A 25,134-nucleotide genomic window follows, 5' to 3' on the forward strand; every position below is an offset into this window, starting at 1 on the left:
ATCAGAAGTCCGCAGTCACAGACAACAGGGCTGTGCGCGGTGCACCAAGTGACACAAACCGCCACTGGTTGACACCCGACCAGTATTTTTCATCGGTCACGTTCTGCACGGTGGCACGCACGGTAACCGGCGTTCCATACAGTTCGGTTTTGTAACGCGCCCCGATATCAAGTGTCGTCCAATCTGGAATGGTCTGGGTATTGGCTGTATCGACAAATTGTTTGGAAGTATGGGTCACCGTGCCACTAAGCGTCAGCCCATCAACGAACGGTGTGTCCCATTCCCCAACAAGGTTGATCTGCATTTCCGGTGTGCCGACCGGACGTTTGCCCTTGCTGCTTGCCGATACCGCCTTGGTGATTTCGGAATCAAGGAACATCACACCGCCAAGCAGACGAACATCGTTGGTCACCTGCCCGAAGACGTTAAGTTCAAGCCCGCGGTTGCGCTGTTCATTATCAGCACGGAAGATATTGGTTGCCCCGTCGGTTTCACCGTCCGGCTGGGTAATCTGGAAGGCCGCAACGGAACCGCCAATGGTACCGAAATCAAGTTTTACACCGGCTTCGATCTGTTTGGCGACATAGGGCTCCATTGCCTCCCCGGCATTGGCCGCCGTGTTGGGGGCAATGTCGCCCTGATTAAGGCCTTCGATATAGTTGGCATAAAGCGAAACCGTTTCGACCGGCTTGAACACAACACCGGCCATCGGTGAAATCACGTCATCATTATAACTGCTGCTGACTGCACCACTGCTGTAGTTATCAACAGAAATGCTTTGATGGCGCGCACCGACAGTTACCAGAACCTGATCATCAAGGAAGCCCAATGTATCGGCCAGCGCATAGCCGGTCAGTTGGGATTCAGACGTTTTCGGCTTGCTCGTCGGGGCACTGACCGCAATCGGGGCCACAGCAAGGGTGGTATAGATGTTGGCCGACGGGTTTGATCCCGCATTGCTGATCCCCTGACGCAGTTCGTCTTCGTAACGGGTCGCTTCGAAGGTTACCTTGTGCTTGATCTCGGCTGTTTCAAATTCGGTGCGAACACCGCCACTTGCCGACCAGCGATCGGTCTGGAACCGGCGATAGGAAAGGCCACTATCGGTATAATCACCCGCCGCGTTCTGAACCGTCGGCGTTCCGAACAGACGATCAAGTTCCGTGCGCCCGCCACCAAAACTGCCAAACACGGTAACATCCTTGATCAGGTCATATTCGGCCTGGATCATCCCGGAACGGTCAACCGCATCGGACCATTCCCATTCCTGGATCGGGTTGGTTGATCCGTCCGGTGCATCGGGAATGGCAAAACCGGAACTGAAGCGAAATTCGCGGGCCGGTGCATTCAGGTTTTCGCGCTGATCAATCAGATCGACCGATGCCCGGAACCGATCCCCCTTATAGTCAAGGGCAAGCGCACCCAGCGATGTTTCACGCGTTTGACGGTCAAGGAAGGTATCCCCGTTGTGATAGCCCCCGTTAAAGCGCACACCGAATTCATCTTCCGCGCCGTAGCGACGGCTGAAATCGACATTGCCACCACCCTGTTCGCCCCGTCCGTAATCAAGACTGACCCGGTTCAGGTCCTCGTCACCGGCGCGTTTGGGAACGATATTGATGGCACCACCAACCGCACCGGTCGGCGACATGCCGTTCAGAAGTGCGTTGGGACCTTTGACAACCTCGATCCGTTCGGCAAGACCCGACATCACGCGATAGGTCGGCGCAACGCCGTATGCACCGTTAAAGGATACCTCCCCCGTGTTGAACAGGTTCACCCCGAACCCGCGGATCTGATAGGTGTCCAGATTGGCGGTTTCGGCATTGGGCGACCGTACGGACGGATCATATTGCAAGACATCGGCAATTGTTTCGGCCTGCTGGTCGGCAATACGTTCGGCGGTGTAGCTTGTGATGCTGACCGGGGCATCCATGATGTCGGTATTGCCAAGCATCCCCAGACGCCCGCCCGAGGCAACCTGCCCCCCGGCATAGGCAGCCGGAAGGTCGGCGTTCGCATTCATCGCCTCGACATACACCGGGTCCAGGGCGATTGACCCGTTTTCACCGGTTTCTGCACCCGTTGCCACCAGGATCAGTGACTGATTGCCGGCATCGCGATAGGCAAGACCCGTTCCACGGATCAGGATTTCAATTGCGGCTGGAACCGACATCGTGCCGCGGATTTCGCGGGCACCGTCAAGATCGGGCAGATCAACCGCATAGGCAATGCGCCAACCCGATATGTCCCCGATCCGGACCACGCCATCGGCAATCGAATTGACCGTCAGATCAAAGTCGTAAAGTGCCTGGGCGATTTCGACCTGCTGCCCGGCCAGATCGTTTGATTGGTCCTGGGCGCTTGCGATCGTGGTGATAAGACAGCCCGACATCGCAATCGATGACGACACCAACAACCCCGAAATAAAGCCGTTCTTTTTTGATATTGCCTGTTTGGAATGCAACTTCCCGCTCCATGATGCGTCTTTTCATTCAGGCAGGTCCCCCTGCTTCTGAAAGGACAAACGTGCGGGAAGAAAAACACCTCACATCAAGATCGTCTTTTTTGCGAATTTTTCGCAATCTCAGATCAAATCCTAATAGATTACGGTTAACCAGGGCGACGTTCTGATCACTTTTGCACCGACAGCAGCCGCGACAGTTTCAAGCGATCCAACCACATCGGTGGTCGGGAAACTGCCGGAAATGGTTCGTTCGGAAACATCGCCAAGTGCGACAAGACGACCGCTCGCAAAATTGTCCAGACGCGCAACAAGATCGCCGACAGTGACATTGCGAACACTTAACCGCCCCTGCATCCAGCCATGAATTGCTGTCGGGTCGGTCTTTTCAACGTCACCCAGCGATGCCGCTGTGCTGACCGCCACCCGGTCCCCTGCCCCCAACAGGACACCTTGCGGGTTGCCATTGCCAGAAACCCGGACAGCACCTTCTTCGACAGCGATTTCGGTATTGCGGCTAAGGTAATCGACATTAAAGCGCGTGCCGACCACCTCGATCATTGCCGGACCGGCATGAACCCGGAACCGGTCGCCATTGCGATGGGTTACCTCGAAAAAGGCCTGCCCGCGCAAAAGTTCCACATCCCGTCGACCGCCGGTAAAGTCGGTCGCAATGGCGCTGTTGGCGGCCAGATGGACGATTGATCCGTCAGTCAGTGTAACATCCGTGACCGTTTCATTTTCAGTCACGATGTCAGCCCGGATGTTTTCGACCATATCGGGATTGAAGAAAAACACACATGTGCCAACCGCTACCGCACCGGCAACCCCGGCAAAGGCCCGGCCGGGGGAAAACCATTGTCTGACCTTGTCAAACCGGGTTTTTTCGCCAGTCATTGCGGTGGACATACGACGTGCTGGTTCTTCGACCTGGGCCCAAAGCACACGCATCTGGTCATATGCCAGCCGGTTGCCCGGGTCGGCATTGATCCAGGCGTCAAATTCGCCTTCCTGTGCGACAGACATGGATCCGCCAGCCCGTTTCACGTGCCAGAGTGCCGCCTCATCCTTCTGTGCGTCGGTCGGTATGTGTTGGCCTTGCATCGGTTTTACTGGTGTCCACTCATGGTCAGCGGGGATGACGCCATCCCGGTTGTGAAGTCATCTCTATAAACAATAACGAATGAGGAAGAAACATCCTCAGGGCCGGGGCCGATCATTTCATTCGGGATCACGATAGGCCGCCAATCGTTCCTGACAGTGGCGCATGGTGCGTGCCAGCTGTTTTTCCACCGCACTGACCGAAATGCCGTATTTCCTGGCAAGCTTGGCGTTCGAAATGCCCTCGATACGATGCAGAAGAAACATCTCGCGTGCTTTCGGGGTCAGTTCCAGCAATGCCTGATCCAGCGCGCCAAGCGCCTGACGGGATTCAGCATGTTCCTGTGGCGATGATGATTCGTTCTGCCAAAGCTGCACGGGCAAAATCCCGTTCATGACATTGGCCCGTCCGGCATTGCTGCGATGATAGTCAATCACCGCATTACGCACCGACGCATAAAGGATTTTGGTGTTTTCTTCCTCGGTGCTGCGGTCACCGGCCTTCATCAGTCTGGCATAGACATCCTGGACCAGTTCGACCGCGGTTTCGCGATCACTGATCCGGCGCGTGACAATTGAAACCAACTGTCGCCGATGATCTTCAAACAGCTTTGCAAGCCTGTTTTGCCAGAACTTCATGTTCAGAACTTCATGTTCAGATGTTAACGCCATCGCATGGCATTGAATGCCCTCGCGGATTTCCCCCAAGGATTGCCTAAAGGCATCACTGCGAACCGCACCGGCGCCCCCCGACGGCCAGCCCACGCAACCTATCAACGATGATAATAATTTGCAATTGCAAATAAACGCACGCCATTTCCTCTTGGAAATCGTAACAACCACCGGGCTTTGCGCCTTTACAGCCGCTTCTGACCTGATTTTCACTTTTTACCGATTCTGAGCATTCCGGGCGGAGCGTGCCTTATTGAAAAAATCGAATTCATGCCGGCCTGAGATGCTCAACACGCAAAAACATCACGCAATAACAAACCGTTATCTTTCGAACTATTAAGTTCGTTATCGAAAATTTAACCCGGTAATAATTTTCGCTTGCAATTATTTTTAGCCACTCGTAACGTTTGTGAAATAACGGAACGGCATCTGAGAACAGCCGTCACAAATAAGAGCACCAGGGAGGCAGCGGTTGCTCAGTTCAGAAACATTCGACATTGCCATCATTGGCGGTGGCATCAATGGTACGGGCATTGCGCGCGACGCGTCGGGCCGCGGGCTGAGTGTCTTTTTGTGTGAAAAGGACGACCTTGCCAGCGCCACCTCATCGGCCAGCACCAAACTGATCCATGGCGGCCTGCGCTATCTTGAACATTATGAATTCCGGCTGGTCCGCGAGGCATTGATCGAACGCGAAGTGTTGCTGCGCGCTGCCCCGCATATCATCTGGCCGCTGCGTTTTGTGCTGCCCCATGTCAAGGGGCTGCGCCCGGCATGGATGATCCGCCTGGGTCTGTTTTTGTATGATCATCTTGGTGGGCGCGAAAAACTTCCGGGATCGCAGGGCATCCGTCTTGCATCCCACCCGGCCGGCCAGCCCTTGGTCAAGGGGATGGACAAGGCATTCGTCTATTCCGATTGCTGGGTGCAGGATGCCCGTCTGGTGGTTCTTAATGCCATGGACGCACGAGACAAGGGTGCCGATATTCGCACACGTACCGAATGTGCGTCGGCCAAACGCGACGGCGATCTTTGGAATGTCACGATCCGTAATATCGATGATGGCAGTGAACAGGTCATAAAGGCCAGATCACTGGTCAATGCCGCAGGCCCATGGTGTGCAGAACTGCTTGAAAGCCGGGTCGAGGCCAAAAAGAAACAGGGCATCCGCATGGTTCAGGGCAGCCACATCGTGGTGCCCAAACTGTTTGACCATGAATATTGCTATATTTTCCAGAATCCGGACGGGCGCATCGTTTTTGCCATCCCCTATGAACAGGATTTCACCCTGATCGGCACGACGGACCGGGATTATAAGGGGGACCCGTCCAAGGTCGCGATCAGCGACGAAGAAACGCAATATCTTTGCGATCTTGCCAACAGCTATTTCGAAAAGAAAATCACCACCGATGATGTTGTCTGGACCTATTCCGGGGTGCGCCCGCTTTATGGCGATGGCAGCGAAGACGCATCACAGGTCACCCGCGACTATGTTCTTGAAATTGATCGCGGGGATCAGCAACAGGATGGTGCACCGCTTCTAAACATCTATGGCGGCAAGATCACGACCTATCGCAAGCTTGCTGAATCAGCCATGACCAAGCTTTGCCCTTTGCTGGGGCAGAAAGACACCCGCTGGACCGCGACAAGCGCGCTTCCGGGGGGCGACATGCCGGACGCGGATTTCGAGCGGTATCTTACCGCGATGCACAAGAAATTTCCGTGGATTCCCGACGCACAAATCTACCGTTACGTGCAAAACTACGGCACACTCACCAACAGAATTGTTGGTGATGCGTCTGATCTTCAGGGGCTTGGCAGGCATCTGGGGGATGACGTTTATGAATGTGAATTGCGCTATCTGGTGGATTGTGAATGGGCCAAAACAGCCCAGGACGTTTTGTGGCGCCGCTCCAAGCTGGGGCTGCATGTATCGGATGAGACGCGTAATGCCATTGTCCAATGGTTCGCAATGGAACCGAAATCAAGAAACACCGTGAAAACGGGCGAAGGAAACAGTGGAAAATGACCCTTACGCTTGAAAACATATCCAAGACCGTGGGAGGGGAGTCCCACATCGACGATGTGTCGATGACGCTGGAACCGGGATCATTCAACGTCCTTTTGGGGCGGACCCTGGCCGGCAAAACGACCTTGATGCGCATTATGGCGGGGCTTGAACCGCCAAGCAGCGGGCGCATTATGGTCGATAATGTTGATGTGACCGGCATGGCCGTGCAAAAGCGCAATGTCGCCATGGTCTATCAGCAATTCATCAATTACCCGTCGATGAATGTCTATGACAATATCGCATCCCCCCTGAAGCTTCAGGGTGTTGCCAAGGCCGAAATCGACAAGCGTGTGCGTTCAACCGCCGAGTTGATGCATATCGAACATCTGCTTGACCGTCTGCCACAGGAACTTTCCGGTGGCCAGCAACAGCGCACCGCCATGGCACGCGCCATGGTCAAGGATTGCAAATTGCTGTTGCTTGACGAACCGCTGGTCAATCTTGACTACAAATTGCGCGAAGAACTGCGCGAAGAAATCCCGAACCTTCTGGCGGAACGCGACACCATTGTTGTCTATGCCACGACCGAACCGATGGAAGCCCTGCTTCTGGGCGGGAAATGTGCGGTCATGCATGAAGGCCGCGTCACCCAGTTTGGTCCGACCACACAGGTTTACCACAACCCGGCCTTTGTCGAGACCGGCCTGATCTTTTCCGATCCGCCGATCAATCTTGTCGATGCCGACGTCCGCGATGGCGCGATCTTTATGAAATCGGGTCATCAGGTGCCGCTTGCCGGTCATCTGTCGGGGCTTTCGAACGGCGCCTACACCCTTGGCATTCGTGCCAACCACCTGTCGGTTGATCCGACCGGGGATAACACGATCGCCATGCAGGGACAGGTCGAACTGGCCGAAATCACCGGTTCGGAAACCTTTGTCCATGTGCATTTCAACGATGTGTCATGGGTCATTCAGGAAGAAGGTGTTCACAACCCGCGTCTTGGCGAAGCCACGTCATTCTATGTCGATCCGACACGCCTGTTTGCCTTTGATGCAAACGGCAAACTCGTGGCCGCCCCGCCGGTCGAGATTTCCAACGGCAAAGCGGCGTGAGGTGAGTTAGAAAAATGGCACGTATTGATCTTAAAAGCCTTGCGCATTCATACTTCCCCGAGCCGAAATCGGACGAGGATTATGCCCTTCGCCGCATGGAACATGTCTGGGAAGATGGCGGCGCCTATGCCCTTTTGGGCCCGTCGGGCTGTGGCAAGACCACATTGCTCAACATCATTTCCGGCCTTCTGACGCCCTCGCACGGGCAGGTTCTTTTTGATGGCAAGGATGTCACCCATCTGGCCCCCGAAGACCGCAACATCGCACAGGTTTTCCAGTTCCCGGTGATCTATGACACCATGACGGTTTACGAAAACCTTGCCTTCCCGCTGCGCAACCGTGGTGTCGATGAAAAACGCGTCGATGCACGTGTGCGCGAAATCGCCGGAATGCTGGATCTGACCGGCAAGCTCAAACAAAAGGCCCGCGGCCTTGGTGCGGATGAAAAACAGACCATCTCGCTTGGCCGTGGTCTGGTCCGTGATGATGTTTCGGCCATTCTGTTTGACGAACCGCTAACGGTGATTGACCCGCATCTGAAATGGGTTCTGCGCCGCAAGCTTAAGGAAATTCACAACAAACTGCGCCCGACCATGGTTTATGTCACCCATGACCAGGTCGAAGCCCTGACTTTTGCCGACAAGGTCGTCGTCATGTATGGCGGCAAGGTCGTGCAGCTGGGCACCCCGCAGGAACTGTTTGAAAATCCGGCCCATACCTTTGTCGGGTACTTCATCGGAAGTCCGGGCATGAACATCATGGATTGCAAGATCGATGATGGTGCGGCCTGGATTGACGGGCAACGGATCGGTCTTTCGGACCGTCACCTTGATGCCGTTTCCAAACAAAACGGCAAGATCGAACTCGGTATCCGTCCGGAATTCCTGACCCTTGAAACCGGCACTGCTGCCAAGGGACCTGATGGTGTTGAGGTCAACATCATCAAGGTCGAAGACCTTGGCCAGTACAAGATCGCGACCACCCGGTTTGGCGCATCCGAAATCAAGGTCAAGCTTGGCGAAGACGAACAGGTGATCGGACAGTCCGGCATCCTGCGCTTTGCCCCGGAATGGACCAAGCTTTACGCCGACAGTCAGTTGGTCGCGTAAGGGGGGATGGGGAAATGAACAAGATTACCAACAACAAGGCCTGGTTCCTCGTCCTGCCAGTGTTCTTCATCGTTGCCATCAGTGCGATCATTCCGCTGATGACGGTTGTGAACTATTCCGTTCAGGACATTTTTGATCCGCAAACCCGGTTCTTTGTTGGCACCGAATGGTTCGAACAGGTTCTGGGCGACAGCCGCCTGCATGATGCGCTGATCCGTCAGATCGTTTATACACTCAGCGTTCTGTTCATCGAAATCCCGCTGGGGATTGCGGTTGCACTGACCCTGCCGCGCAAGGGCTGGGGTGTTTCGGCATCAATGGTTCTGCTGGCCTTGCCGCTGCTTATTCCATGGAACGTGGTTGGCACCATCTGGCAGATTTTCGGCCGTGCCGACATTGGTCTTGGCGGTTATGTCATCAATCTTCTGGGTATTGACTATAACTATTCCCAGAACCCGATGGATGCATGGGTCACGGTTCTTGTCATGGATGTGTGGCACTGGACCAGCCTGATTGTTCTGCTGTGCTATGCCGGGTTGCGTTCGATCCCGGATGCCTATTATCAGGCGGCCAAAATTGACGGCGCATCGCGCTGGGCCGTGTTCCGCTTTATCCAGCTTCCGAAAATGCAGTCGGTTCTCGTGATCGGTGTTCTGCTGCGCTTTATGGACAGCTTTATGATCTATACCGAACCGTTCGTCCTGACCGGTGGTGGTCCGGGCAATGCCACAACCTTCCTTAGCCAGTTCCTGACCCGTATGGCGGTCGGCCAGTTTGACCTTGGGCCTGCTGCGGCCTTCTCGCTGGTCTACTTCCTGATCATTCTGCTGGTTTGCTGGGTTTTCTATACCGTCGTGATGAACGCCGGAAAGCGGGAGGAACAATAAAATGCACTTCCAGAAACGTCATATCGGACTTCTTCTTTATATCCTGTTCCTGTTGCTGCCGATCTATTGGCTGTTCAACATGTCGATCAAGACCAATACGGAAATCCTGGGGGCCATGACCCTGTTCCCGGATAATCCGACCTTGGCGAACTATGCGACGATCCTGACCGATCCGGCATGGTATTCGGGTTATATCAACTCGATGATCTATGTCGGGATCAACGTGATCATTTCGCTGGTTGTGGCCCTTCCGGCGGCTTATGCATTCTCGCGGTTCAACTTTACCGGCGACAAGCATCTGTTCTTCTGGCTTCTGACCAACCGCATGGCGCCGCCGGCCGTGTTCCTGTTGCCGTTCTTCCAGCTTTATTCAAGTGTCGGCCTGTTTGACACCCATATTGCCGTGGCCCTTGCGCACTGCCTGTTCAACGTGCCGCTGGCGGTGTGGATTTTGGAAGGCTTCATGTCGGGCATTCCCAAGGAAATCGATGAAACCGCCTATATCGACGGTTATTCGTTCCCGCGCTTCTTTGCCACGATCTTCATTCCGCTGATCCGGTCCGGTATCGGGGTGACCGCCTTCTTCTGCTTCATGTTCAGCTGGGTTGAGCTGCTTTTGGCCCGCACCCTGACCTCGGTCGATGCAAAACCGATCGTCGCCACCATGACCCGTACGGTTTCGGCATCGGGCCTTGATTGGGGTGTGCTGGCAGCAGCGGGTGTTTTGACAATCGTCCCGGGGGCCTTGGTGATCTGGTTTGTGCGCAACTACATCGCCAAAGGTTTCGCGATGGGTCGCGTGTAATCGGCAAACAGGAGGAATATCAACATGTCTTGGATGGCCTGGACCCCGATTACCGCTGTGTTTTTCAGCTGCATCATCTTGATGCTGATCGGAATGGGAATTTGGCAGGCGGTATCACCAACCGTCCCGCGGCGCGGCTTCTTGCCGCTGACCACCACGCGCGGTGACCGCCTTTTCATCAGTCTACTGGGTGCGGCCTATATCCATCTTGGATGGCTGGCCTTTACCGACATCGCCCTTTGGGTCGGTTCGGTGATCGCACTGGCCTGGCTCATCATTGTGATGCGCTGGGGATGATCCCGGGGAACGGCGCTGTGATCTGTCGCGGTGCCGTTCCCTTGATATTCGTCGCGGCGGGTTGTCTGTCTTCCCCTGCCGTTGATGACCGGGTTTGATCCGGATGAGCAAAAAGGAAGACAACCAGGGAGAAAACGACATGATCGTTAAAGCCAAAGGCGCTTCGAGCGTTGTTAAAGGCAGTGCCGTTGCAGTCGCTCTTGGTCTTGCTGTACTGGCCAACCCGGCCATGGCTGACCAGTATACTGACGCGGCCAAGAAATGGATCGACAGCGAGTTTCAGCCGTCGAGCCTGAGCAAGGATGCCCAGATGGCCGAACTGGAATGGTTCATCAAGGCAGCCGAGCCGTTCCGTGGCATGGACATCAACGTGGTGTCCGAAACCATCACCACGCACGAATATGAATCCAAGGTTCTGGCAAAGGCTTTCTCGGAAATCACCGGGATCAACCTGACCCATGACCTGATTGGTGAAGGTGACGTTATCGAGAAACTGCAAACCCAGATGCAGTCGAACCGTAACATCTATGACGCCTATATCAATGACTCGGACCTGATCGGTACCCATTCGCGCTATGACGCGGTTGTGCCGCTTTCCGACTTCATGTCCGGCGAAGGCAAAGACGTCACCTCCCCGACCCTTGATCTTGAAGATTTCATCGGTCTGTCTTTCACCACCGGTCCGGATGGCAAGCTTTATCAGCTTCCTGACCAGCAGTTCGCGAACCTTTACTGGTTCCGCTATGACTGGTTCCAGCGTGAAGACCTGCAAAAGCAGTTCAAAGACAAATACGGCTATGACCTTGGCGTTCCGGTCAACTGGTCGGCTTATGAAGACATCGCCGAATTCTTCACCAATGACGTTGGTGAAATCGACGGTCAGAAAGTCTATGGCCACATGGATTACGGTAAAAAAGACCCGTCGCTGGGTTGGCGCTTTACCGATGCGTGGCTGTCGATGGCAGGTGCTGGCGACAAGGGCCTTCCGAACGGTCTTCCGGTTGACGAATGGGGCATCCGCGTTGAAGGCTGCGCACCGGCCGGTTCAAGCGTGACCCGTGGTGGTGCGGCCAACGGCCCGGCGGCTGTTTACGCCCTGACCAAATATATCGACTGGCTTAAGGCCTATGCTCCGGCAGAAGCCGCTGGCATGACCTTTGGCGAAGCTGGTCCGGTTCCGGCACAGGGCCAGATCGCACAGCAGATCTTCTGGTACACTGCCTTTACCGCCGACATGGCGAAAAAAGGTACCCCGGTTGTGAACGAAGACGGCACGCCGAAATGGCGTATGGCACCGTCCCCGCACGGCCCGTACTGGGAAGAAGGCATGAAGCTTGGCTATCAGGATGTGGGTTCCTGGACGCTGATGAAGTCCACTCCGCTTGAGCGCCGCAAAGCTGCATGGCTTTATGCACAGTTCGTAACCTCGAAATCCGTATCACTGAAAAAGACCCTGACCGGTCTGACCCCGATCCGTCAGTCTGACCTGGACACCCAGGAAATGACCGATATCGCACCGAACTGGGGTGGTCTGGTCGAGTTCTATCGTTCCCCGGCCCGTGTCCAGTGGTCGCCGACCGGTACCAACGTCCCGGATTATCCGAAACTGGCTCAGCTCTGGTGGCAGAACGTTGCCGAAGCTGTAACCGGCGAACGCACCCCGCAGGAAGCAATGGATAACCTTGCGACCTCGATGGACCGTGTTCTTCAGCGTCTGGAACGTGCAGGTATCGGTGGCGAATGCGCACCGAAACTGAACGAAGAACGTGATGCACAATACTGGTACGACCAGCCCGGTGCACCGAAAGCGAAACTCGCAAACGAAAAACCGCAGGGTGAGACCGTCAAATATGACGATCTGATCGCGGAATGGCGTGCGGCTCAGAAGAACTAAGAGCCACACTACTGGGGGTGCCGGGGGTGTTTTTCATCCCCGGCCGTCCCCGATATCGCTTTATTGTTTGATCGATTTTCAGCCATCCATTTCATCACATTCACATTTCCAATGCTTTTTACCTCCCTGCAATGAGCGCACCTTACGGGACTGACTTTCCCCTTTTTGGCGGAAAGCCGGTCCCGCCTTTTTCCGCCCGGATTTGCAAACAAGGCACAGGGTCCCGACCTTCATGAAATATCTGACCGATCCATTTTCAAAGATGCCGCAAACCAAACTGTTGCGCCGATCCCTGTGCGCTTTGGCGCTTGTTATTGCCGGACACGTATCCCTGTCGGCACCGGCATTTGCCGGGTCGATGCTTGATGAAGGTGTTTCGGCCTATCGCCACGGCAACTTCGAAAAATCGGCGAAAATTTTTACCCCGCTTGCCCGGAACGGCGATGCCACCGCGCAATATCTTTTGTCCTGTCAGATGATCAACGGGGCGGGTGTCAGTGCCGATGAGGCAACCGGTTGGGACATGATGCAACAGGCCACCGACAACCGGCATCCCGATGCCAGCATCATCATGGCCCGCAAACTCGAAGCATCCGGCACCCCGACCGACCAGATCCGGGCGCTTTATCAACAAAGTGCCCATCAGGGCGAAACACAGGCCATGCTTTGGCTGGCCCTTGACGCGCTTGATCAGGGTAAACCGGACGATGCCAAGGCCCTGCTCGAAAAGGCGTGGGAACTTGGCGATCCGCGTGCGGCAACCCTTCTGGCCAACCGTTTCACCAAAACTGACAGCGGCCGGTATCAATATCTTCGTTCTGCCGCCCAGCGTGGTGAAATGCGTGCCGCGGCCTATCTAGCCGAAGAAGCACGGTCGGTTGACGATACTGCAGAGGCCGTTGGCTGGTGTGCGATTGCCACCGGCCTTCCCGGTCATAACGAACATGTCGACTGGAAATCCATCGGAGATGCGGTTGAAAAGAACTGCGCAAAGTTTGACAAGGACCTTGGCGAACAGGACCGCGCAGCCAACCGCGAACGGGTCGACCAGTTCCTTGCCACATTCTTTGAAAACTATCAGCCATGGACCCCGTGGAAGCCCTGTGCCGTAAGGTAAATTTGTCGGGGCGCGGGCATCTCTTGTCTTGATAAAATGACCGGAATCCACACATACTTCGGGTAGATTTATCCGGGGATGTGGTGTGGAACGGTTTGCACGATTTATTGTAACTTTCAGATGGACTGCGATCTGTCTTTTGTTGGCAATGAGCTGTGCAGTTTCAAGCCCGGATGCCAAGGCATCCGATCACGTTCCGCTTGAAATCATCTGGCAACAGGTGCCGTCTGCCCCGGCAGTAATCACCGAAGGCCCGTCCGTTGGCGAAGGCTATTTGCAGCGCACGACCGACTGGCTGATCAGCCATCTTCCCGAATTTCACCATCAGATACGTGTGATGCCGGTGCCCAAGGTCCTTGATGAAATGGCCAAGGGGCAATTCATCTGTTCGAACTTTCTGTTCGAAAGTGCGCTGCGCCGCGAATATATGCTGTTCTCCGACCCGGTGATGGAATTGCATCCGATCCACTTGTTCATCGCCCCGGAAAAGCTGCCTGATTTGCGCTTTGCCATGCGTGACGGGGCGGTTGACCTGGGTCTTCTGGCCGGTCAGGACAAACTGTCGATCGGCATATCGGTGGGCTATCGCTTTGACGAGGGACTGGTGCCCGGCATCAATGACTTTTTACACGCCCATATGACCCAAAGTGCCGGCACGACCGAAATGGTTGTTCGGCTGTTTGATGTCCGCCGCATTGATGGGTTCATCGCCTATGAGGTCAATGTGAATTACTATCGCGAAACTGCACAGCTTGACCGTGACACTGTGGCTGTGCCGATTGTCGGGGTGCCGCGCCGCCCCCTGCCGGTTTCATGCAGCGGCGACAAACAGCAGGCCCGAAAGATCATTGATGCGGTAAATCTGTTGCTGTCCAACCCGGAAAATCGCCGCGAAATTCACGCTTTCTATACCCGCTGGTCAGAACCCGCACATTAAGGTCACATACCTTTTGACGACCGGCCTGCCAGCATCTTTTCAAGTTCGGCCAGATCATCAATCGTATTGGCATTGGCAAACATCGAAAGATCGCTTTCCTGACGGGGAAATGTCACCGCAACCGCGTCCAGTGCCTGCAACGGGGCACGCACCCGGCGATCATCATCAGCCAGCAATTTTGCAATCACCGGCGCACTTTCGCGGTGCCAGGCCGATGACAGATAATGATCACGATCGCCATGACGGGCAAAAGCCGCCCGACCCCCGGCATCAAGGGCCGCCGATACCAGCTTGGCTGCCATATCATCGGGCACCACCGGGCAATCAACCGGAAAAGTCACCAGCCAGTCGACCCCGTCGGGCAATGCCGTCAAACCGCCCAGAACCCCGCCAAGCGGCCCCTGCCCGGCCTTGGGGATATCGGCCACCACCCTTGCATCATACGCGGCGAATGTTTCGGGCGGCTGGTTTGATGAAATCATCACGGGGTCGCAATGCCGCCCGGCATTTTCAACGGCCATCGCAATCAGTGGGCGCCCGCCAATCTGGCGAAACGGCTTGTCCCCACCCATACGCCGCCCTTCCCCACCGGCCAGAACAAGACCGGCGATCGCGATCATAGGAAAGCGGGTTTTATCAGATTTCGTCACAACGTCAGCAAACCTTTGAATTGGGGCAATTAATTTGATGACCTCATCATAATCCAGAGCTTGGCAGCATGCATCTTTCATATTGTGACAAAGGCACATTCATGACCAAACAACAATGCTGCATCGCATCATTTTTAAATTGTCGCACTGCAATCATTGAATTAGACTGGTTACAGATAGTTCGACTTTCCACCTCGATACCGGACGACCGGTATTCCTGATCCGATCAATGGGGACGGCCCCGCAAGACAGGAGGCCCCCATGGCCTGGACAGCGTTGGTTATTGCCGGATTTCTGGAAATTTGCTGGGCGATTGGCCTGAAATACACTGAAGGTTTCACCAAGCCCATCCCAAGTGCCCTGACCATTACCGCGATTGCAGCCAGCTTCTGGCTACTTTCAATCGCCATGCGTTCCATTCCGATTGGAACGGCTTATGCGATCTGGACCGGTATAGGTGCCGCTGGTGCCGTAATTTTTGGCATCCTCATGGTCGGTGAACCGGCCAATGTCGGCCGCCTGATTGCGATCTGCATGATCCTTGGCGGGATCGTGATGCTGAAACTGTTCAGCCCGGCCTGATCGCGGTCGCCAACAGCACATCCATTTTCGATACATGCAAAACGGGGCAGCCACTGGCTGCCCCGTTTCTGTTTCAACATGCCCAATCGCGGCCTAGACGCCAGCCGGGATACCTTTGCGTTCGACCTTGCGCGGGGATGTGATTTCTTTCCATTTGGAAAGGGCCTTGTTGACCGCCGGATAAGGTTCGCGGGCAATGAATTCGCCGTCGCCGCATTTGGCCAGAACCACGCCTTCTTCGGCGGCAATGCGGCCACGGCTGATGGTGTAGCGCGGAAGACCGGTGACCTCGATACCTTCGAACACGTTGTAATCGATTGCCGATTGCTGATGTTCGGCGGTAATGGTTTTCGAGGCCTTGGGATCCCAGACCACAAGATCGGCATCCGCCCCGACCAGAACCGCGCCTTTGCGCGGATAAATGTTCAGGATCTTGGCAATATTGGTCGAGGTTGCCGCAACGAACTCGTTCATGGTCAGACGACCGGTATTGACCCCATAGGTCCACAGAAGCGGCATGCGGTCTTCAAGACCACCGGTACCGTTCGGGATCTTGGTGAAATCGCCAACACCCATGCGTTTCTGTTCGGTGGTGAAGGCGCAATGGTCGGTCGCCACCACCTGCAAGCTGCCCGATGCCAGACCGTTCCAAAGCCCGTCCTGATGTTCCTTGCTGCGGAATGGCGGGGACATGACGCGGCGTGCGGCATGATCCCAATCGGCATTCTTGTATTCGCTGTCATCAAGGATCAGGTGCTGGATCAACGGTTCGCCAAACACGCGCTTGCCATTGGCGCGTGCGCGACGGATGGCTTCATGGGCCGGTTCGCACGATACATGCACGATATAAAGCGGCACATTGGCCATATCGGCAATCATGATCGCACGGTTGCACGCCTCGCCCTCGACATCCACCGGGCGGGAATAGGCATGGGCTTCGGGGCCGTTATTGCCTTCGGCCAGCAATTTCTGCTGAAGGGTGGCGACCACATCGCCGTTTTCGGCATGAACAAGCGGCATCGCGCCCAGTTCCGAACAGCGCGAGAAGGATGCAAACATCTCGTCATCATCCACCATAAGCGCACCCTTATAGGCCATGAAATGCTTGAAGGTGTTGATGCCTTTTTCCTGCACGACGGTCTTCATTTCGTCAAAGACCTGCTCGCTCCACCAGGTGATCGCCATGTGGAAGGAATAGTCACATACCGCCTTGGAAGATTTGTTGTCCCAGGCCTGCAATGCTTCGAGCAGCGACTGGTTGGGGGCCGGAAGACAGAAATCCACCACCATGGTCGTGCCACCGGCAACCGCGGCCTTGGTGCCGCTTTCGAAATCGTCTTCGGAATAGGTCCCCATAAAGGGCATTTCCATATGGGTGTGCGGATCAATCCCGCCGGGCATCACATAGCAGCCATCGGCGTCAATCACCTTGTCCCCGGTCAGGTTGTCTCCGATCGCGGCAATCTTGCCGTCTTCGATCAGGATGTCGGATTTGTAAGTCAGATCGGCGGTAACAATGGTTCCGCCACGAATAACCATGGACATGGGTGGCTCCTTGTCTGTCTGTTTGGCGAAAAGTTGCGGGCCATCCCGGCATTTCACCCTTCTCCCGGACGGGTCCGGGCCTTGTTCAAACACAAAATCGGGAGGTCAGCCCGGCGGGTCACACATCGCCGCCGGGCCGATCATGATCGGATTACATCGACGCCTTGTCGGTCACGACATGGGTCCAGGCACCTTCCGGTTCCTTGGTGATGACCGGGTCAGACCCACCCGACAGCAGGCTGTCGACGGTGCGCTGATAGGCAGCTTCGTCAAGGGCAGCACTGTCGCCCAGAAGCTTGGCAATTTCCGTCATCATGCGGACCTGATGTTTTTCGGTCTGTGCACCGGTTGCATCATTGTCCAGAACGATGCCGGCTGCTTCTTCCGGGTTTTCTTTCGCATACATCCAGCCCTTCATGCTGGCTTCAACGAAACGCGCCATCTTGTCGACAAATGCCGGGTCCTTGAGATTGTCTTCAAGAACATAAAGGCCGTCTTCAAGGGTGGCGACGCCCTGGTCTTCGTATTTGAAGACCTTAAGATCGTCTGCCGAAATACCGGCATCAATCACCTGCCAGTATTCGTTATAGGTCATGGTCGAAATGCAATCGGCCTGCTTCTGAAGCAGCGGATCAACGTTAAAGCCCTGTTTCAGGACGGTAACGCCCTTATCTCCGCCATCGGTCGGAATGCCAAGTTTCGACATCCAGCTCAGGAACGGATATTCGTTGCCAAAGAACCAGACACCAAGGGTACGCCCCGGGAAGTCATCGGGGCTTTCGACACCGGTTTCCTTAAGACAGGTCAGCATCATGCCAGATTTGGCGAAAGGCTGTGCAATATTGACCAGCGGCACACCCTTTTCACGCGATGCAAGTGCGGATGGCATCCAGTCAATGATCACATCGGCACCACCACCGGCAATCACCTGTGGCGGGGCGATGTCCGGGCCGCCCGGATTGATGGTCACGTCCAGATCAGCTTCTTCGTAGAAACCTTTATCAAGGGCCACGTAATACCCGGCAAACTGGGCCTGTGTGACCCATTTAAGCTGCAAGGTTACTTCATCTGCTGCCATCGCCGAAAACGATGTCAGACCGAAACTCAACCCTAATGCAGTCGCAAACAATTTCTTCATTCGTCGATGTCTCCTCAGGTTGTAGTCAAGTCCTCCCGGCGGGTCGTCTTTGATTGTGCCTTTAATGGCGACGTACCCGGAATGATGGATGCCATGACGTCGCTTTTCTCTCAATATAAGCCACGGCCCCATAGAAGGCGGTCCCCGCAAGGGCCGCCAAAGCGATCTCTGCCCAGACCATGTCGATGTTCATCCGCCCGACCTCGGTCGAAATACGGAAGCCCATCCCCACAATCGGGGTGCCGAAAAATTCGGCGACGATTGCGCCAATCAGCGCAAGCGTGGAATTGATTTTAAGTGCGTTGAACACAAACGGCATGGCCGCGGGCAAGCGTAACCGGAACAGGGTCGACCAATAGCCCGACGCGTAGGTCGCCATCAGGTCGCGTTCAAGTTTCCCCGCCGCATTCAGCCCGGTCACCGTATTCACCAGCATCGGGAAGAAGGTCATGATCACAATGACCGCTGCCTTTGATTGCCAGTCAAAGCCGAACCACATCACCATGATCGGGGCGACCCCGATGATCGGAAGGGCCGAAACCATATTGCCCAGCGGCAACAGACCGCGTTTGAGGAACGGCACACGGTCAACGGCAATCGCCATGACAAAGGCCGACCCGCAACCAAGCACATAGCCGCTTAGCACCGCCTTCACAAAGGTCTGATAGAAGTCCGCCGCCATGATATCGGTCGAGGTCACAAACCGGACCCCGATCATGCTGGGCGGGGGCAACAGAACCTGTGGCACGCCAAAGCCCGATACCACAACTTCCCAGACAAACAGCAACCAGACCCCGAAGGCCACCGGCACAATCACATTGGCCGCCTGCTGTTTGGCCATTTCAAGCGAACGGTAATTGGCAATCACATCAATCCCGCGCCAGACAAAAGCCCACAGCGAAATGATGAACAACCAGAACCCGGTTCCGGCATATCCGGCCACCCCGTAATCATACAGGGTCGCGATCGCCTGGCTGCATCCAAATACCGCCACTGCCAGAATGACTGCCCCGCTGATGACGGTGCGCACGCCAAGCCATGTGAAAGCCGCACCGGCAATCACACACAGCGCCATGGCAATGGCAAGGCCGGGAATATCGCCGACAAAGGCAACCTGTTTACCGGTATCGGGATCAATCCCGGCCAGCGGAAAGATCAGCGCCAGAAGGGCTGCAATCGCGCCGACCAGACAGAATTTGTCAAGTTTCATCGGGGTCATGACTTTACCCCCATGCGGGCCAGAACCCGGCGTTCAAACCACCCGACAATCACCACCATCATCGCCGCAACAAAGGCCGCGGTCAGAAGGGCCGACCAGATCTGAATGGTTTGTCCGTAATAGGAGCCGGCAAGCAAACGCGCCCCAAGCCCCGCCTGTGCGCCGGTCGGCAATTCACCGACGATGGCCCCGACCAGACTGATGGCAATCGCCACTTTCAGGCTGGCAAACAGGTATGGCATCGCCGATGGCAGACGAAGCTGCCAGAAGGTCTGCCATTTCGAGGCATTATAGGTCCGCATCAGATCAAGCTGGATGACTTGTGGTGACCGCAGGCCCTTTACCATGCTGATGGTCACCGGGAAAAAGCACAAATAGGTCGAAATCACCGCCTTGGGCACCACGCCCTTGATCCCGATGGCGCCCAGAACCACGATGATCATCGGGGCAATGGCAAGGATCGGGATGGTTTGCGATGAAATCACCCATGGCATCAGGCTTTTTTCAAGCGTCATGACATGGACAATGCCCACCGCCAGAACGATGCCAAGAATGGTGCCAATGCCAAAGCCAAGCAGGGTCGAGGAAAGCGTTACCCAGCTGTGATAGACCAGTGAACGCTTTGACGTGATCTTGGTAGCGAAGATGGTTTTATACATTTCCTGGGCCACCTGATGGGGGGCCGGCAGGATCGGGCGTTCCTGTGCCAGGGTATCTTCGATCAGCTGGCTGGTGGTCCAGGTCTGATCGGCACGGTTATATTTGTCGATCTGGGTCGGCGCATTCATGAAGACCGCCCCGATATACCAAAGAACAAACAGCGCAATCAGAACAACACAGACCGGACCGGTCTGTCCCGCCATCATGCGCGACCAGATCGACGGTCCGGCAAGGGCCCCGGTCATGGTGGCGGTGTTACTCGTCATTGCTGTGCCCCGCGCGCAAACCTTCGCGAACCCGATGTGCAATTTCGAGGAATTCCGCCGTTTCGCGGATATCGAGATTACGTTCACGCGGGAAATCGGTTTCGATCACATCAATGATCCGCCCCGGGCGCGGCGACATGACGACAATCTTGGTCGACAGATAGACCGCCTCGGGGATCGAGTGGGTCACAAAGGCCACCGTCTTGTTGGTGCGCGCCCACAATTTCAGAAGCTGTTCGTTCAAATGGTCACGCACGATTTCATCAAGCGCGCCAAACGGTTCATCCATCAACAGCAGATCGGCATCAAATGACAACGCGCGCGCAATCGATGCACGTTGCTGCATCCCGCCGGAAAGCTGCCAGGGGAATTTCTTTTCAAAGCCGTTCAATTCAACAAGTTTAAGCGCGTCATGGGCGCGCTTGATGCGCTCTTCCTTGGAAATCTCCATGATTTCCAGCGGCAGGGTCACATTGCGTTCAATCGAACGCCACGGCAAAAGTGCCGGGGCCTGAAACACATAGCCATAAGCCCGGTTTTCACGCGCCTGTTCGGGCGAAACACCATTGATGGAAATATCGCCGCCGGTCGGCTTTTCCAGATCGGCAATCACGCGCAACAGCGTGGTCTTGCCACAGCCCGACGGGCCGATAAAGGAAACGAAATCGCCTTCATTGATCGTCAGATCAACATCGGAAAGCGCATAAACCGGACCATCGGCCGTCTGGAATGTCAGCGACAGATTTTTGATATCAACAACGGCGTCCTTTGATGCGGGCATCTCGGCAACATTATTGACGACTTGTTTTAGCGTCATGGGGTTTCCCCTGATCGTATGTCTCTCTCGGAACCAGAAATGTCTCTTCTGGAACAACTTTACGGAAGCCTCCCTCAGGGACGTTGCCCTGAACCTTGCCGACATCTGATCAGACGGATGTGTTGCGTCTGCCCGGTCATTGCCGGGATTGCGGGGCATTGCCCGCCGGTCGGTCAAAGCAAAACGGCGAGCAGGCCTTTGCCCGCTCGCCGGTATCATGAAATCAGTTTCCGTCCGTCAGGCGCGTATAGGTCGACGGCCGACGGTCCCGGAAAAATTGCCAGTTATTGCGAATTTCGCGCACCATCGACATGTCCATGTCATGGACCAGCAATTCATCCTTGTCGCGGGATGCCTGGGCCTCGATTTCGCCGCGCGGATTGACGAAATAGCTTTGGCCGTAAAATTCGCCAATATCCCATGGCTGTTCACGCCCGACCCGGTTGATCGCCCCGATAAAGCAGCCATTGGCCACCGCCGATGCGGGCTGTTCGAGTTTCCAGATATATTCCGAAACCCCGGCAACCGTGGCAGACGGGTTGACGATATATTCCGCCCCATTGAGTGCCAGCGCACGCCAGCCTTCCGGGAAGTGGCGGTCATAACAGATATAGACGCCAAGCTTGCAATACTGGGTCTCAAAGACCGGCCAGTCCGAAGCCCCCGGCTTGAAGAAGAATTTCTCCCAGAATCCGGCGACATGGGGGATATGGGTTTTGCGGTATTTCCCAAGATAGGTACCGTCGGCGTCAATCACGGCAGCGGTGTTGTAATACACCCCGGTAATGTCTTCCTCATAGATCGGAACAACGATCACCATTTTATATTTGGCTGCCAGTTCGCACATCAGCTGTGTGGTCGGACCATCGGGGATTTTTTCCGCCGCGGCGTACCATTTCTTGTCCTGGCTTGGACAGAAATAGGGCTGTGTGAAAACTTCCTGAAAACACAGGACCTGCACACCTTTTTTGCCCGCCTCTTCAATAAGGGGCAGATGTGCCTCGATCATGGCCTTGCGGATTTCTTCAGGCGTCTGATCGGTTGAACCTTTAAGGCTCATTTGAATCAGGCCGCCTCTCAGCATCGACATCCGAGATACCTCCTTGATCTGATATTTTATGTCCTTGCCACTTTTGTGGTCTGACGGACTTATGTCCGAACGCGCCCCCAAAGACCCTGTTTTGTTTTATGCGGGTCTATTCCCAGAAGCGACGCGATCGAAAAAATCGCGAAACAGATGTTTCCTCCGTGGCGTTGCCGAACCATTTGGTTTTTATCAGTCCGGCAAGCCGCCCTTCGCCCGCACGGGCGAAGGGGTATCAGTCATCGATGTTAGTCGATCTCTTTAAGCACTTCGCGCAAAGTTCCGAACAGCTGATCGATATGTGATTTTTCAATGATCAGCGGCGGAGAAAGCGCAATGATGTCGCCGGTTGTACGGATCAGGATGCCTTTTTCAAATGCCTTGAGGAAGGCACTGAACGCACGTTTGGTCGGGAAACCTTCGATCCCTTCGAGCTCGATCGCACCGATCAGGCCAAGGTTACGGATATCCTTCACACGCGGCAGATCAATCAGGCTGTGAACCGCATCTTCCCAATACTGGCCAAGCTCCTTGCCCTTTTCATAAAGACCTTCTTCTTCATAGGTCTCAAGGGTCGCAAGGCCGGCCGCACAGGCAACCGGGTTGCCCGAATAGGTATAGCCATGGAACAGCTCGATCATGTTTTCAGGACCGGTCATGAAGGTATCATGGATTGCATCGGTCGCGAACACTGCCCCCATCGGGATCGTCCCGTTGGTAAGGCCCTTGGCCGTCGTGACCAGATCGGGCTGAACACCGAAATAATCGACTGCAAACGGGGCGCCAAGACGACCGAAACCGGTGATGACTTCATCAAAGATCAGAAGAATGCCGTGCTTGGTGCAAATTTCGCGCAGACGTTCAAGATAGCCCTTTGGCGGGATCAGAACGCCGGTCGAACCGGCAACCGGTTCAACAATCACGGCTGCAATGGTTGACGGATCATGCAATGCGCAAATGCGTTCAAGATCATCGGCCAAGAACGCACCATGTTCGGGCATGCCACGGGTAACACCGTTTTCTTCCGGCAAATAGGTATGACGGATATGATCAACACCACCCAGCATCTGGCCAAATGTTTTGCGGTTGCCCGAAATACCACCGACCGAAATGCCGCCAAAGTTAACACCGTGATAGCCGCGTTCGCGACCGATCAGGCGGGTGCGCTGGCCATCGCCGCGTGCACGGTGATAGGCAAGCGCGATCTTAAGGGCGGTTTCAACCGATTCAGAACCCGAATTGGTATAGAAAACATGGTTCAGGTCGCCGGGCATGAGCTGCGCCAGACGGCTTGCAAGCTCGAACGCCTTGGGATGGCCCATCTGGAATGCCGGAGCATAATCCAGTTCGTCCATCTGTGCCTTGACGGCTTCGACGATTTTCGGACGCTTGTGACCGGCATTGCAGCACCAAAGCCCCGCAGTCCCATCAAGAATGTCGCGATTATCATCGGTTTTGTAATACATGCCATCGGCAGAAACCAGCATGCGTGGGGTCTGCTTGAACTGGCGATTGGCCGTAAACGGCATCCAGAACGCCGAAAGATCGTTTGGACGGCTAATTTTCGTGGTGGCTGTCATAAAAGGTCTCCCGTACCTTTTTTATTGCTTCCCTGACACCGGCCGGGTGGCGGGCACCCCTATTTCCGGCATCTGACATCTTTCATTCCGGCATCGTCTGGCAGGTCCGATCAAGTGACCAATATGTCGCACATTCAACACCCGGAACGGCCCGTTTCACAGGCACGCAAAAATCGTTAGCATGAGACACGCCCATGCACTAGAGCTTTAACACCACCGGGGAATTGTTTCGAATATTCGACCGTCAAACACCATTTCAGCGACCCTGATTTTTATTTACGGCGTCTATTTTCTGTTTATCTTTCACCGGTGCTGTTCGATATTTCGGACAAAACCGACTCTTGACCGCAATCAAGAACGACGCGCATAAAAAAGTTTCTTTTGCATATTTATGGTAGAGGTTATTTTAACCTGACCAAACGGTCAAGATAAATGACACAAATCAGAGAGCATGAATGACCTCAGTTAAAAGCGGCTCTAAACAGGACAATCAGTTTGGTGCGAAACCCGCAGCAAACGGGGCACACAAGGCCGCAATCCGGCAGGAAAACGAAGAACAAATTCTGGCCGCTGCCGAACGGGTTTTTGCCGATTACGGCTTCAAGGGGGCGACCACCGCCCGCATCGCCGAAATCGCCAAAGTTCCAAAAGCCAACGTGCATTATTATTTCAGCACCAAGGAAGCCCTTTATCGCCGGATCATGGAAGATGTCTGTGACCACTGGCTTGAAGCGGCAATGACCTTTGACAACAGTGCCGACCCGGCAGTCATCCTGCGCGGCTATATCGAAGCCAAGATGGATCTGTCGCGTGCCCGGCCTTATGGGTCGCGGCTTTGGGCCCATGAAATCATTCGTGGTGCCAAATTTTCGTCGGACTATATTTCCACCACGGTCAAGGACTGGCTGGATACCCGTGTCGGCGTGATCCGCGGCTGGATTGCCGAAGGCAAGATGGATGACATCGAGCCCTATTCGCTGATGTATATGATCTTTGCCACCACGCAGCATTATGCGGACTTTGGTCGCCAGATCGAGATATTCAACGACAACCAGCCGCTTAGCGAACAACAATTCGCCGAGGCCAAGGAAAATGTTGTTAGAATTATTCTAAAGGGCGTCGGACTTAACTGATATTCCCCTTCCTTCGGATAGTTGCATTCCCTAATATAAAATCAAACCTTA

22 protein-coding genes are annotated in these 25,134 nt (G+C 55.1%); 11 read left to right on the plus strand and 11 right to left on the minus strand.

Annotated elements, in window-relative coordinates; translation table 11 throughout:
* Position 1: 1 nt before the first annotated feature.
* From M9H61_RS07385 to M9H61_RS07395, 3 genes are all read right to left on the minus strand, one after another.
* On the minus strand, positions 2-2,413 hold the full coding sequence (locus M9H61_RS07385) for a TonB-dependent siderophore receptor (protein WP_228194115.1): 2,412 nt from the start codon (positions 2,411-2,413) through the stop codon (positions 2-4).
* Between the two features lie 186 nt (positions 2,414-2,599).
* Positions 2,600-3,490: a FecR family protein gene (locus M9H61_RS07390; protein WP_250284209.1), complete on the minus strand. Its 891-nt coding sequence runs from the start codon at positions 3,488-3,490 to the stop codon at positions 2,600-2,602.
* Between the two features lie 195 nt (positions 3,491-3,685).
* Positions 3,686-4,237 carry an RNA polymerase sigma factor gene (locus tag M9H61_RS07395; RefSeq protein ID WP_250284212.1) on the minus strand — a complete coding sequence of 184 codons (552 nt, stop codon included), beginning with the start codon at positions 4,235-4,237 and terminating at the stop codon, positions 3,686-3,688.
* A 472-nt stretch (positions 4,238-4,709) separates the two neighbouring features.
* Here M9H61_RS07395 and glpD point away from each other — a divergent pair, with 472 nt between their 5' ends.
* The 9 genes from glpD (at position 4,710) to M9H61_RS07440 (ending at position 14,409) form a co-directional block, all read left to right on the plus strand.
* Positions 4,710-6,266 (plus strand): glycerol-3-phosphate dehydrogenase, encoded by a 1,557-nt coding sequence (gene glpD, locus M9H61_RS07400; protein ID WP_250284214.1) that lies wholly within the window; start codon positions 4,710-4,712, stop codon positions 6,264-6,266.
* Positions 6,263-7,363, plus strand: coding sequence for an ABC transporter ATP-binding protein (locus M9H61_RS07405; RefSeq protein WP_250284216.1), 1,101 nt, complete (start codon positions 6,263-6,265; stop codon positions 7,361-7,363). Before glpD ends, M9H61_RS07405 begins: the two co-directional genes overlap by 4 nt.
* Before the next feature lie 14 nt (positions 7,364-7,377).
* A complete protein-coding gene (locus M9H61_RS07410) occupies positions 7,378-8,472 on the plus strand; it encodes an ABC transporter ATP-binding protein (RefSeq protein ID WP_250284217.1) in 1,095 nt (364 codons plus the stop codon).
* 14 nt (positions 8,473-8,486) lie between these two features.
* Entirely contained in the window at positions 8,487-9,359 is an 873-nt protein-coding gene (locus M9H61_RS07415) for a carbohydrate ABC transporter permease (RefSeq protein ID WP_250284219.1), read from the plus strand.
* Position 9,360: 1 nt separating this feature from the next.
* Complete coding sequence (locus M9H61_RS07420; protein ID WP_068517980.1) at positions 9,361-10,164, plus strand: carbohydrate ABC transporter permease; 804 nt, start codon at positions 9,361-9,363, stop codon at positions 10,162-10,164.
* A gap of 24 nt (positions 10,165-10,188) precedes the next feature.
* Positions 10,189-10,461, plus strand: coding sequence for a DUF2160 domain-containing protein (locus tag M9H61_RS07425; RefSeq protein ID WP_068517979.1), 273 nt, complete (start codon positions 10,189-10,191; stop codon positions 10,459-10,461).
* A gap of 139 nt (positions 10,462-10,600) precedes the next feature.
* Complete coding sequence (locus M9H61_RS07430; RefSeq protein WP_250284223.1) at positions 10,601-12,355, plus strand: ABC transporter substrate-binding protein; 1,755 nt, start codon at positions 10,601-10,603, stop codon at positions 12,353-12,355.
* A 232-nt stretch (positions 12,356-12,587) separates the two neighbouring features.
* Positions 12,588-13,472, plus strand: coding sequence for a tetratricopeptide repeat protein (locus tag M9H61_RS07435; RefSeq protein ID WP_250284224.1), 885 nt, complete (start codon positions 12,588-12,590; stop codon positions 13,470-13,472).
* Between the two features lie 85 nt (positions 13,473-13,557).
* Positions 13,558-14,409: a transporter substrate-binding domain-containing protein gene (locus tag M9H61_RS07440; protein ID WP_250284226.1), complete on the plus strand. Its 852-nt coding sequence runs from the start codon at positions 13,558-13,560 to the stop codon at positions 14,407-14,409.
* Positions 14,410-14,411: 2 nt separating this feature from the next.
* Here M9H61_RS07440 and M9H61_RS07445 read toward each other — a convergent pair whose 3' ends face one another.
* On the minus strand, positions 14,412-15,029 hold the full coding sequence (locus M9H61_RS07445; protein WP_250284228.1) for a molybdenum cofactor guanylyltransferase: 618 nt from the start codon (positions 15,027-15,029) through the stop codon (positions 14,412-14,414).
* Positions 15,030-15,320: 291 nt separating this feature from the next.
* Here M9H61_RS07445 and sugE point away from each other — a divergent pair, with 291 nt between their 5' ends.
* On the plus strand, positions 15,321-15,641 hold the full coding sequence (gene sugE, locus M9H61_RS07450; protein WP_068517976.1) for a quaternary ammonium compound efflux SMR transporter SugE: 321 nt from the start codon (positions 15,321-15,323) through the stop codon (positions 15,639-15,641).
* A 93-nt stretch (positions 15,642-15,734) separates the two neighbouring features.
* Here sugE and hydA read toward each other — a convergent pair whose 3' ends face one another.
* From hydA to M9H61_RS07485, 7 genes are all read right to left on the minus strand, one after another.
* Complete coding sequence (gene hydA, locus M9H61_RS07455) at positions 15,735-17,186, minus strand: dihydropyrimidinase (protein ID WP_068517998.1); 1,452 nt, start codon at positions 17,184-17,186, stop codon at positions 15,735-15,737.
* A 151-nt stretch (positions 17,187-17,337) separates the two neighbouring features.
* Entirely contained in the window at positions 17,338-18,324 is a 987-nt protein-coding gene (locus tag M9H61_RS07460; RefSeq protein WP_068517975.1) for an ABC transporter substrate-binding protein, read from the minus strand.
* Between the two features lie 61 nt (positions 18,325-18,385).
* Entirely contained in the window at positions 18,386-19,543 is a 1,158-nt protein-coding gene (locus tag M9H61_RS07465; protein ID WP_068517974.1) for an ABC transporter permease, read from the minus strand.
* A complete protein-coding gene (locus M9H61_RS07470; RefSeq protein WP_250284230.1) occupies positions 19,540-20,469 on the minus strand; it encodes an ABC transporter permease in 930 nt (309 codons plus the stop codon). Before M9H61_RS07470 ends, M9H61_RS07465 begins: the two co-directional genes overlap by 4 nt.
* On the minus strand, positions 20,459-21,250 hold the full coding sequence (locus tag M9H61_RS07475) for an ABC transporter ATP-binding protein (protein ID WP_250285037.1): 792 nt from the start codon (positions 21,248-21,250) through the stop codon (positions 20,459-20,461). Before M9H61_RS07475 ends, M9H61_RS07470 begins: the two co-directional genes overlap by 11 nt.
* Positions 21,251-21,509: 259 nt before the next feature.
* Positions 21,510-22,376, minus strand: coding sequence for a nitrilase-related carbon-nitrogen hydrolase (locus M9H61_RS07480; RefSeq protein WP_068517972.1), 867 nt, complete (start codon positions 22,374-22,376; stop codon positions 21,510-21,512).
* Positions 22,377-22,618: 242 nt separating this feature from the next.
* A complete protein-coding gene (locus tag M9H61_RS07485; protein ID WP_068517971.1) occupies positions 22,619-23,950 on the minus strand; it encodes an aspartate aminotransferase family protein in 1,332 nt (443 codons plus the stop codon).
* A 455-nt stretch (positions 23,951-24,405) separates the two neighbouring features.
* Between M9H61_RS07485 and M9H61_RS07490 the strand changes: the two genes are divergently transcribed.
* Positions 24,406-25,083, plus strand: a complete 678-nt coding sequence (locus M9H61_RS07490) for a TetR/AcrR family transcriptional regulator (protein WP_101247382.1) — start codon at positions 24,406-24,408, stop codon at positions 25,081-25,083.
* Positions 25,084-25,134 lie beyond the last annotated feature (51 nt).

Origin of the sequence: Thalassospira sp. GO-4 (genome assembly GCF_023588965.1) — a bacterium.
Classification (GTDB): Bacteria; Pseudomonadota; Alphaproteobacteria; order Rhodospirillales; family Thalassospiraceae; genus Thalassospira; species Thalassospira povalilytica.

Excerpts from the sequence above, each read along its gene's own strand:
- M9H61_RS07435 (WP_250284224.1), top strand. The coding sequence starts at position 12,588 with ATGAAATATCTGACCGATCCATTTTCAAAGATGCCGCAAACCAAACTG.
- M9H61_RS07490 (WP_101247382.1), top strand. The coding sequence starts at position 24,406 with ATGACCTCAGTTAAAAGCGGCTCTAAACAGGACAATCAGTTTGGTGCG.
- hydA (WP_068517998.1), bottom strand. The coding sequence starts at position 17,186 with ATGTCCATGGTTATTCGTGGCGGAACCATTGTTACCGCCGATCTGACT.
- M9H61_RS07470 (WP_250284230.1), bottom strand. The coding sequence starts at position 20,469 with ATGACGAGTAACACCGCCACCATGACCGGGGCCCTTGCCGGACCGTCG.
- M9H61_RS07395 (WP_250284212.1), bottom strand. The coding sequence starts at position 4,237 with ATGGCGTTAACATCTGAACATGAAGTTCTGAACATGAAGTTCTGGCAA.
- M9H61_RS07425 (WP_068517979.1), top strand. The coding sequence starts at position 10,189 with ATGTCTTGGATGGCCTGGACCCCGATTACCGCTGTGTTTTTCAGCTGC.
- M9H61_RS07480 (WP_068517972.1), bottom strand. The coding sequence starts at position 22,376 with ATGTCGATGCTGAGAGGCGGCCTGATTCAAATGAGCCTTAAAGGTTCA.
- M9H61_RS07445 (WP_250284228.1), bottom strand. The coding sequence starts at position 15,029 with ATGATCGCGATCGCCGGTCTTGTTCTGGCCGGTGGGGAAGGGCGGCGT.
- M9H61_RS07460 (WP_068517975.1), bottom strand. The coding sequence starts at position 18,324 with ATGAAGAAATTGTTTGCGACTGCATTAGGGTTGAGTTTCGGTCTGACA.
- M9H61_RS07420 (WP_068517980.1), top strand. The coding sequence starts at position 9,361 with ATGCACTTCCAGAAACGTCATATCGGACTTCTTCTTTATATCCTGTTC.
- M9H61_RS07410 (WP_250284217.1), top strand. The coding sequence starts at position 7,378 with ATGGCACGTATTGATCTTAAAAGCCTTGCGCATTCATACTTCCCCGAG.
- sugE (WP_068517976.1), top strand. The coding sequence starts at position 15,321 with ATGGCCTGGACAGCGTTGGTTATTGCCGGATTTCTGGAAATTTGCTGG.
- M9H61_RS07465 (WP_068517974.1), bottom strand. The coding sequence starts at position 19,543 with ATGACCCCGATGAAACTTGACAAATTCTGTCTGGTCGGCGCGATTGCA.
- M9H61_RS07390 (WP_250284209.1), bottom strand. The coding sequence starts at position 3,490 with ATGTCTGTCGCACAGGAAGGCGAATTTGACGCCTGGATCAATGCCGAC.
- M9H61_RS07475 (WP_250285037.1), bottom strand. The coding sequence starts at position 21,250 with ATGCCCGCATCAAAGGACGCCGTTGTTGATATCAAAAATCTGTCGCTG.
- M9H61_RS07415 (WP_250284219.1), top strand. The coding sequence starts at position 8,487 with ATGAACAAGATTACCAACAACAAGGCCTGGTTCCTCGTCCTGCCAGTG.
- M9H61_RS07485 (WP_068517971.1), bottom strand. The coding sequence starts at position 23,950 with ATGACAGCCACCACGAAAATTAGCCGTCCAAACGATCTTTCGGCGTTC.
- M9H61_RS07430 (WP_250284223.1), top strand. The coding sequence starts at position 10,601 with ATGATCGTTAAAGCCAAAGGCGCTTCGAGCGTTGTTAAAGGCAGTGCC.
- M9H61_RS07405 (WP_250284216.1), top strand. The coding sequence starts at position 6,263 with ATGACCCTTACGCTTGAAAACATATCCAAGACCGTGGGAGGGGAGTCC.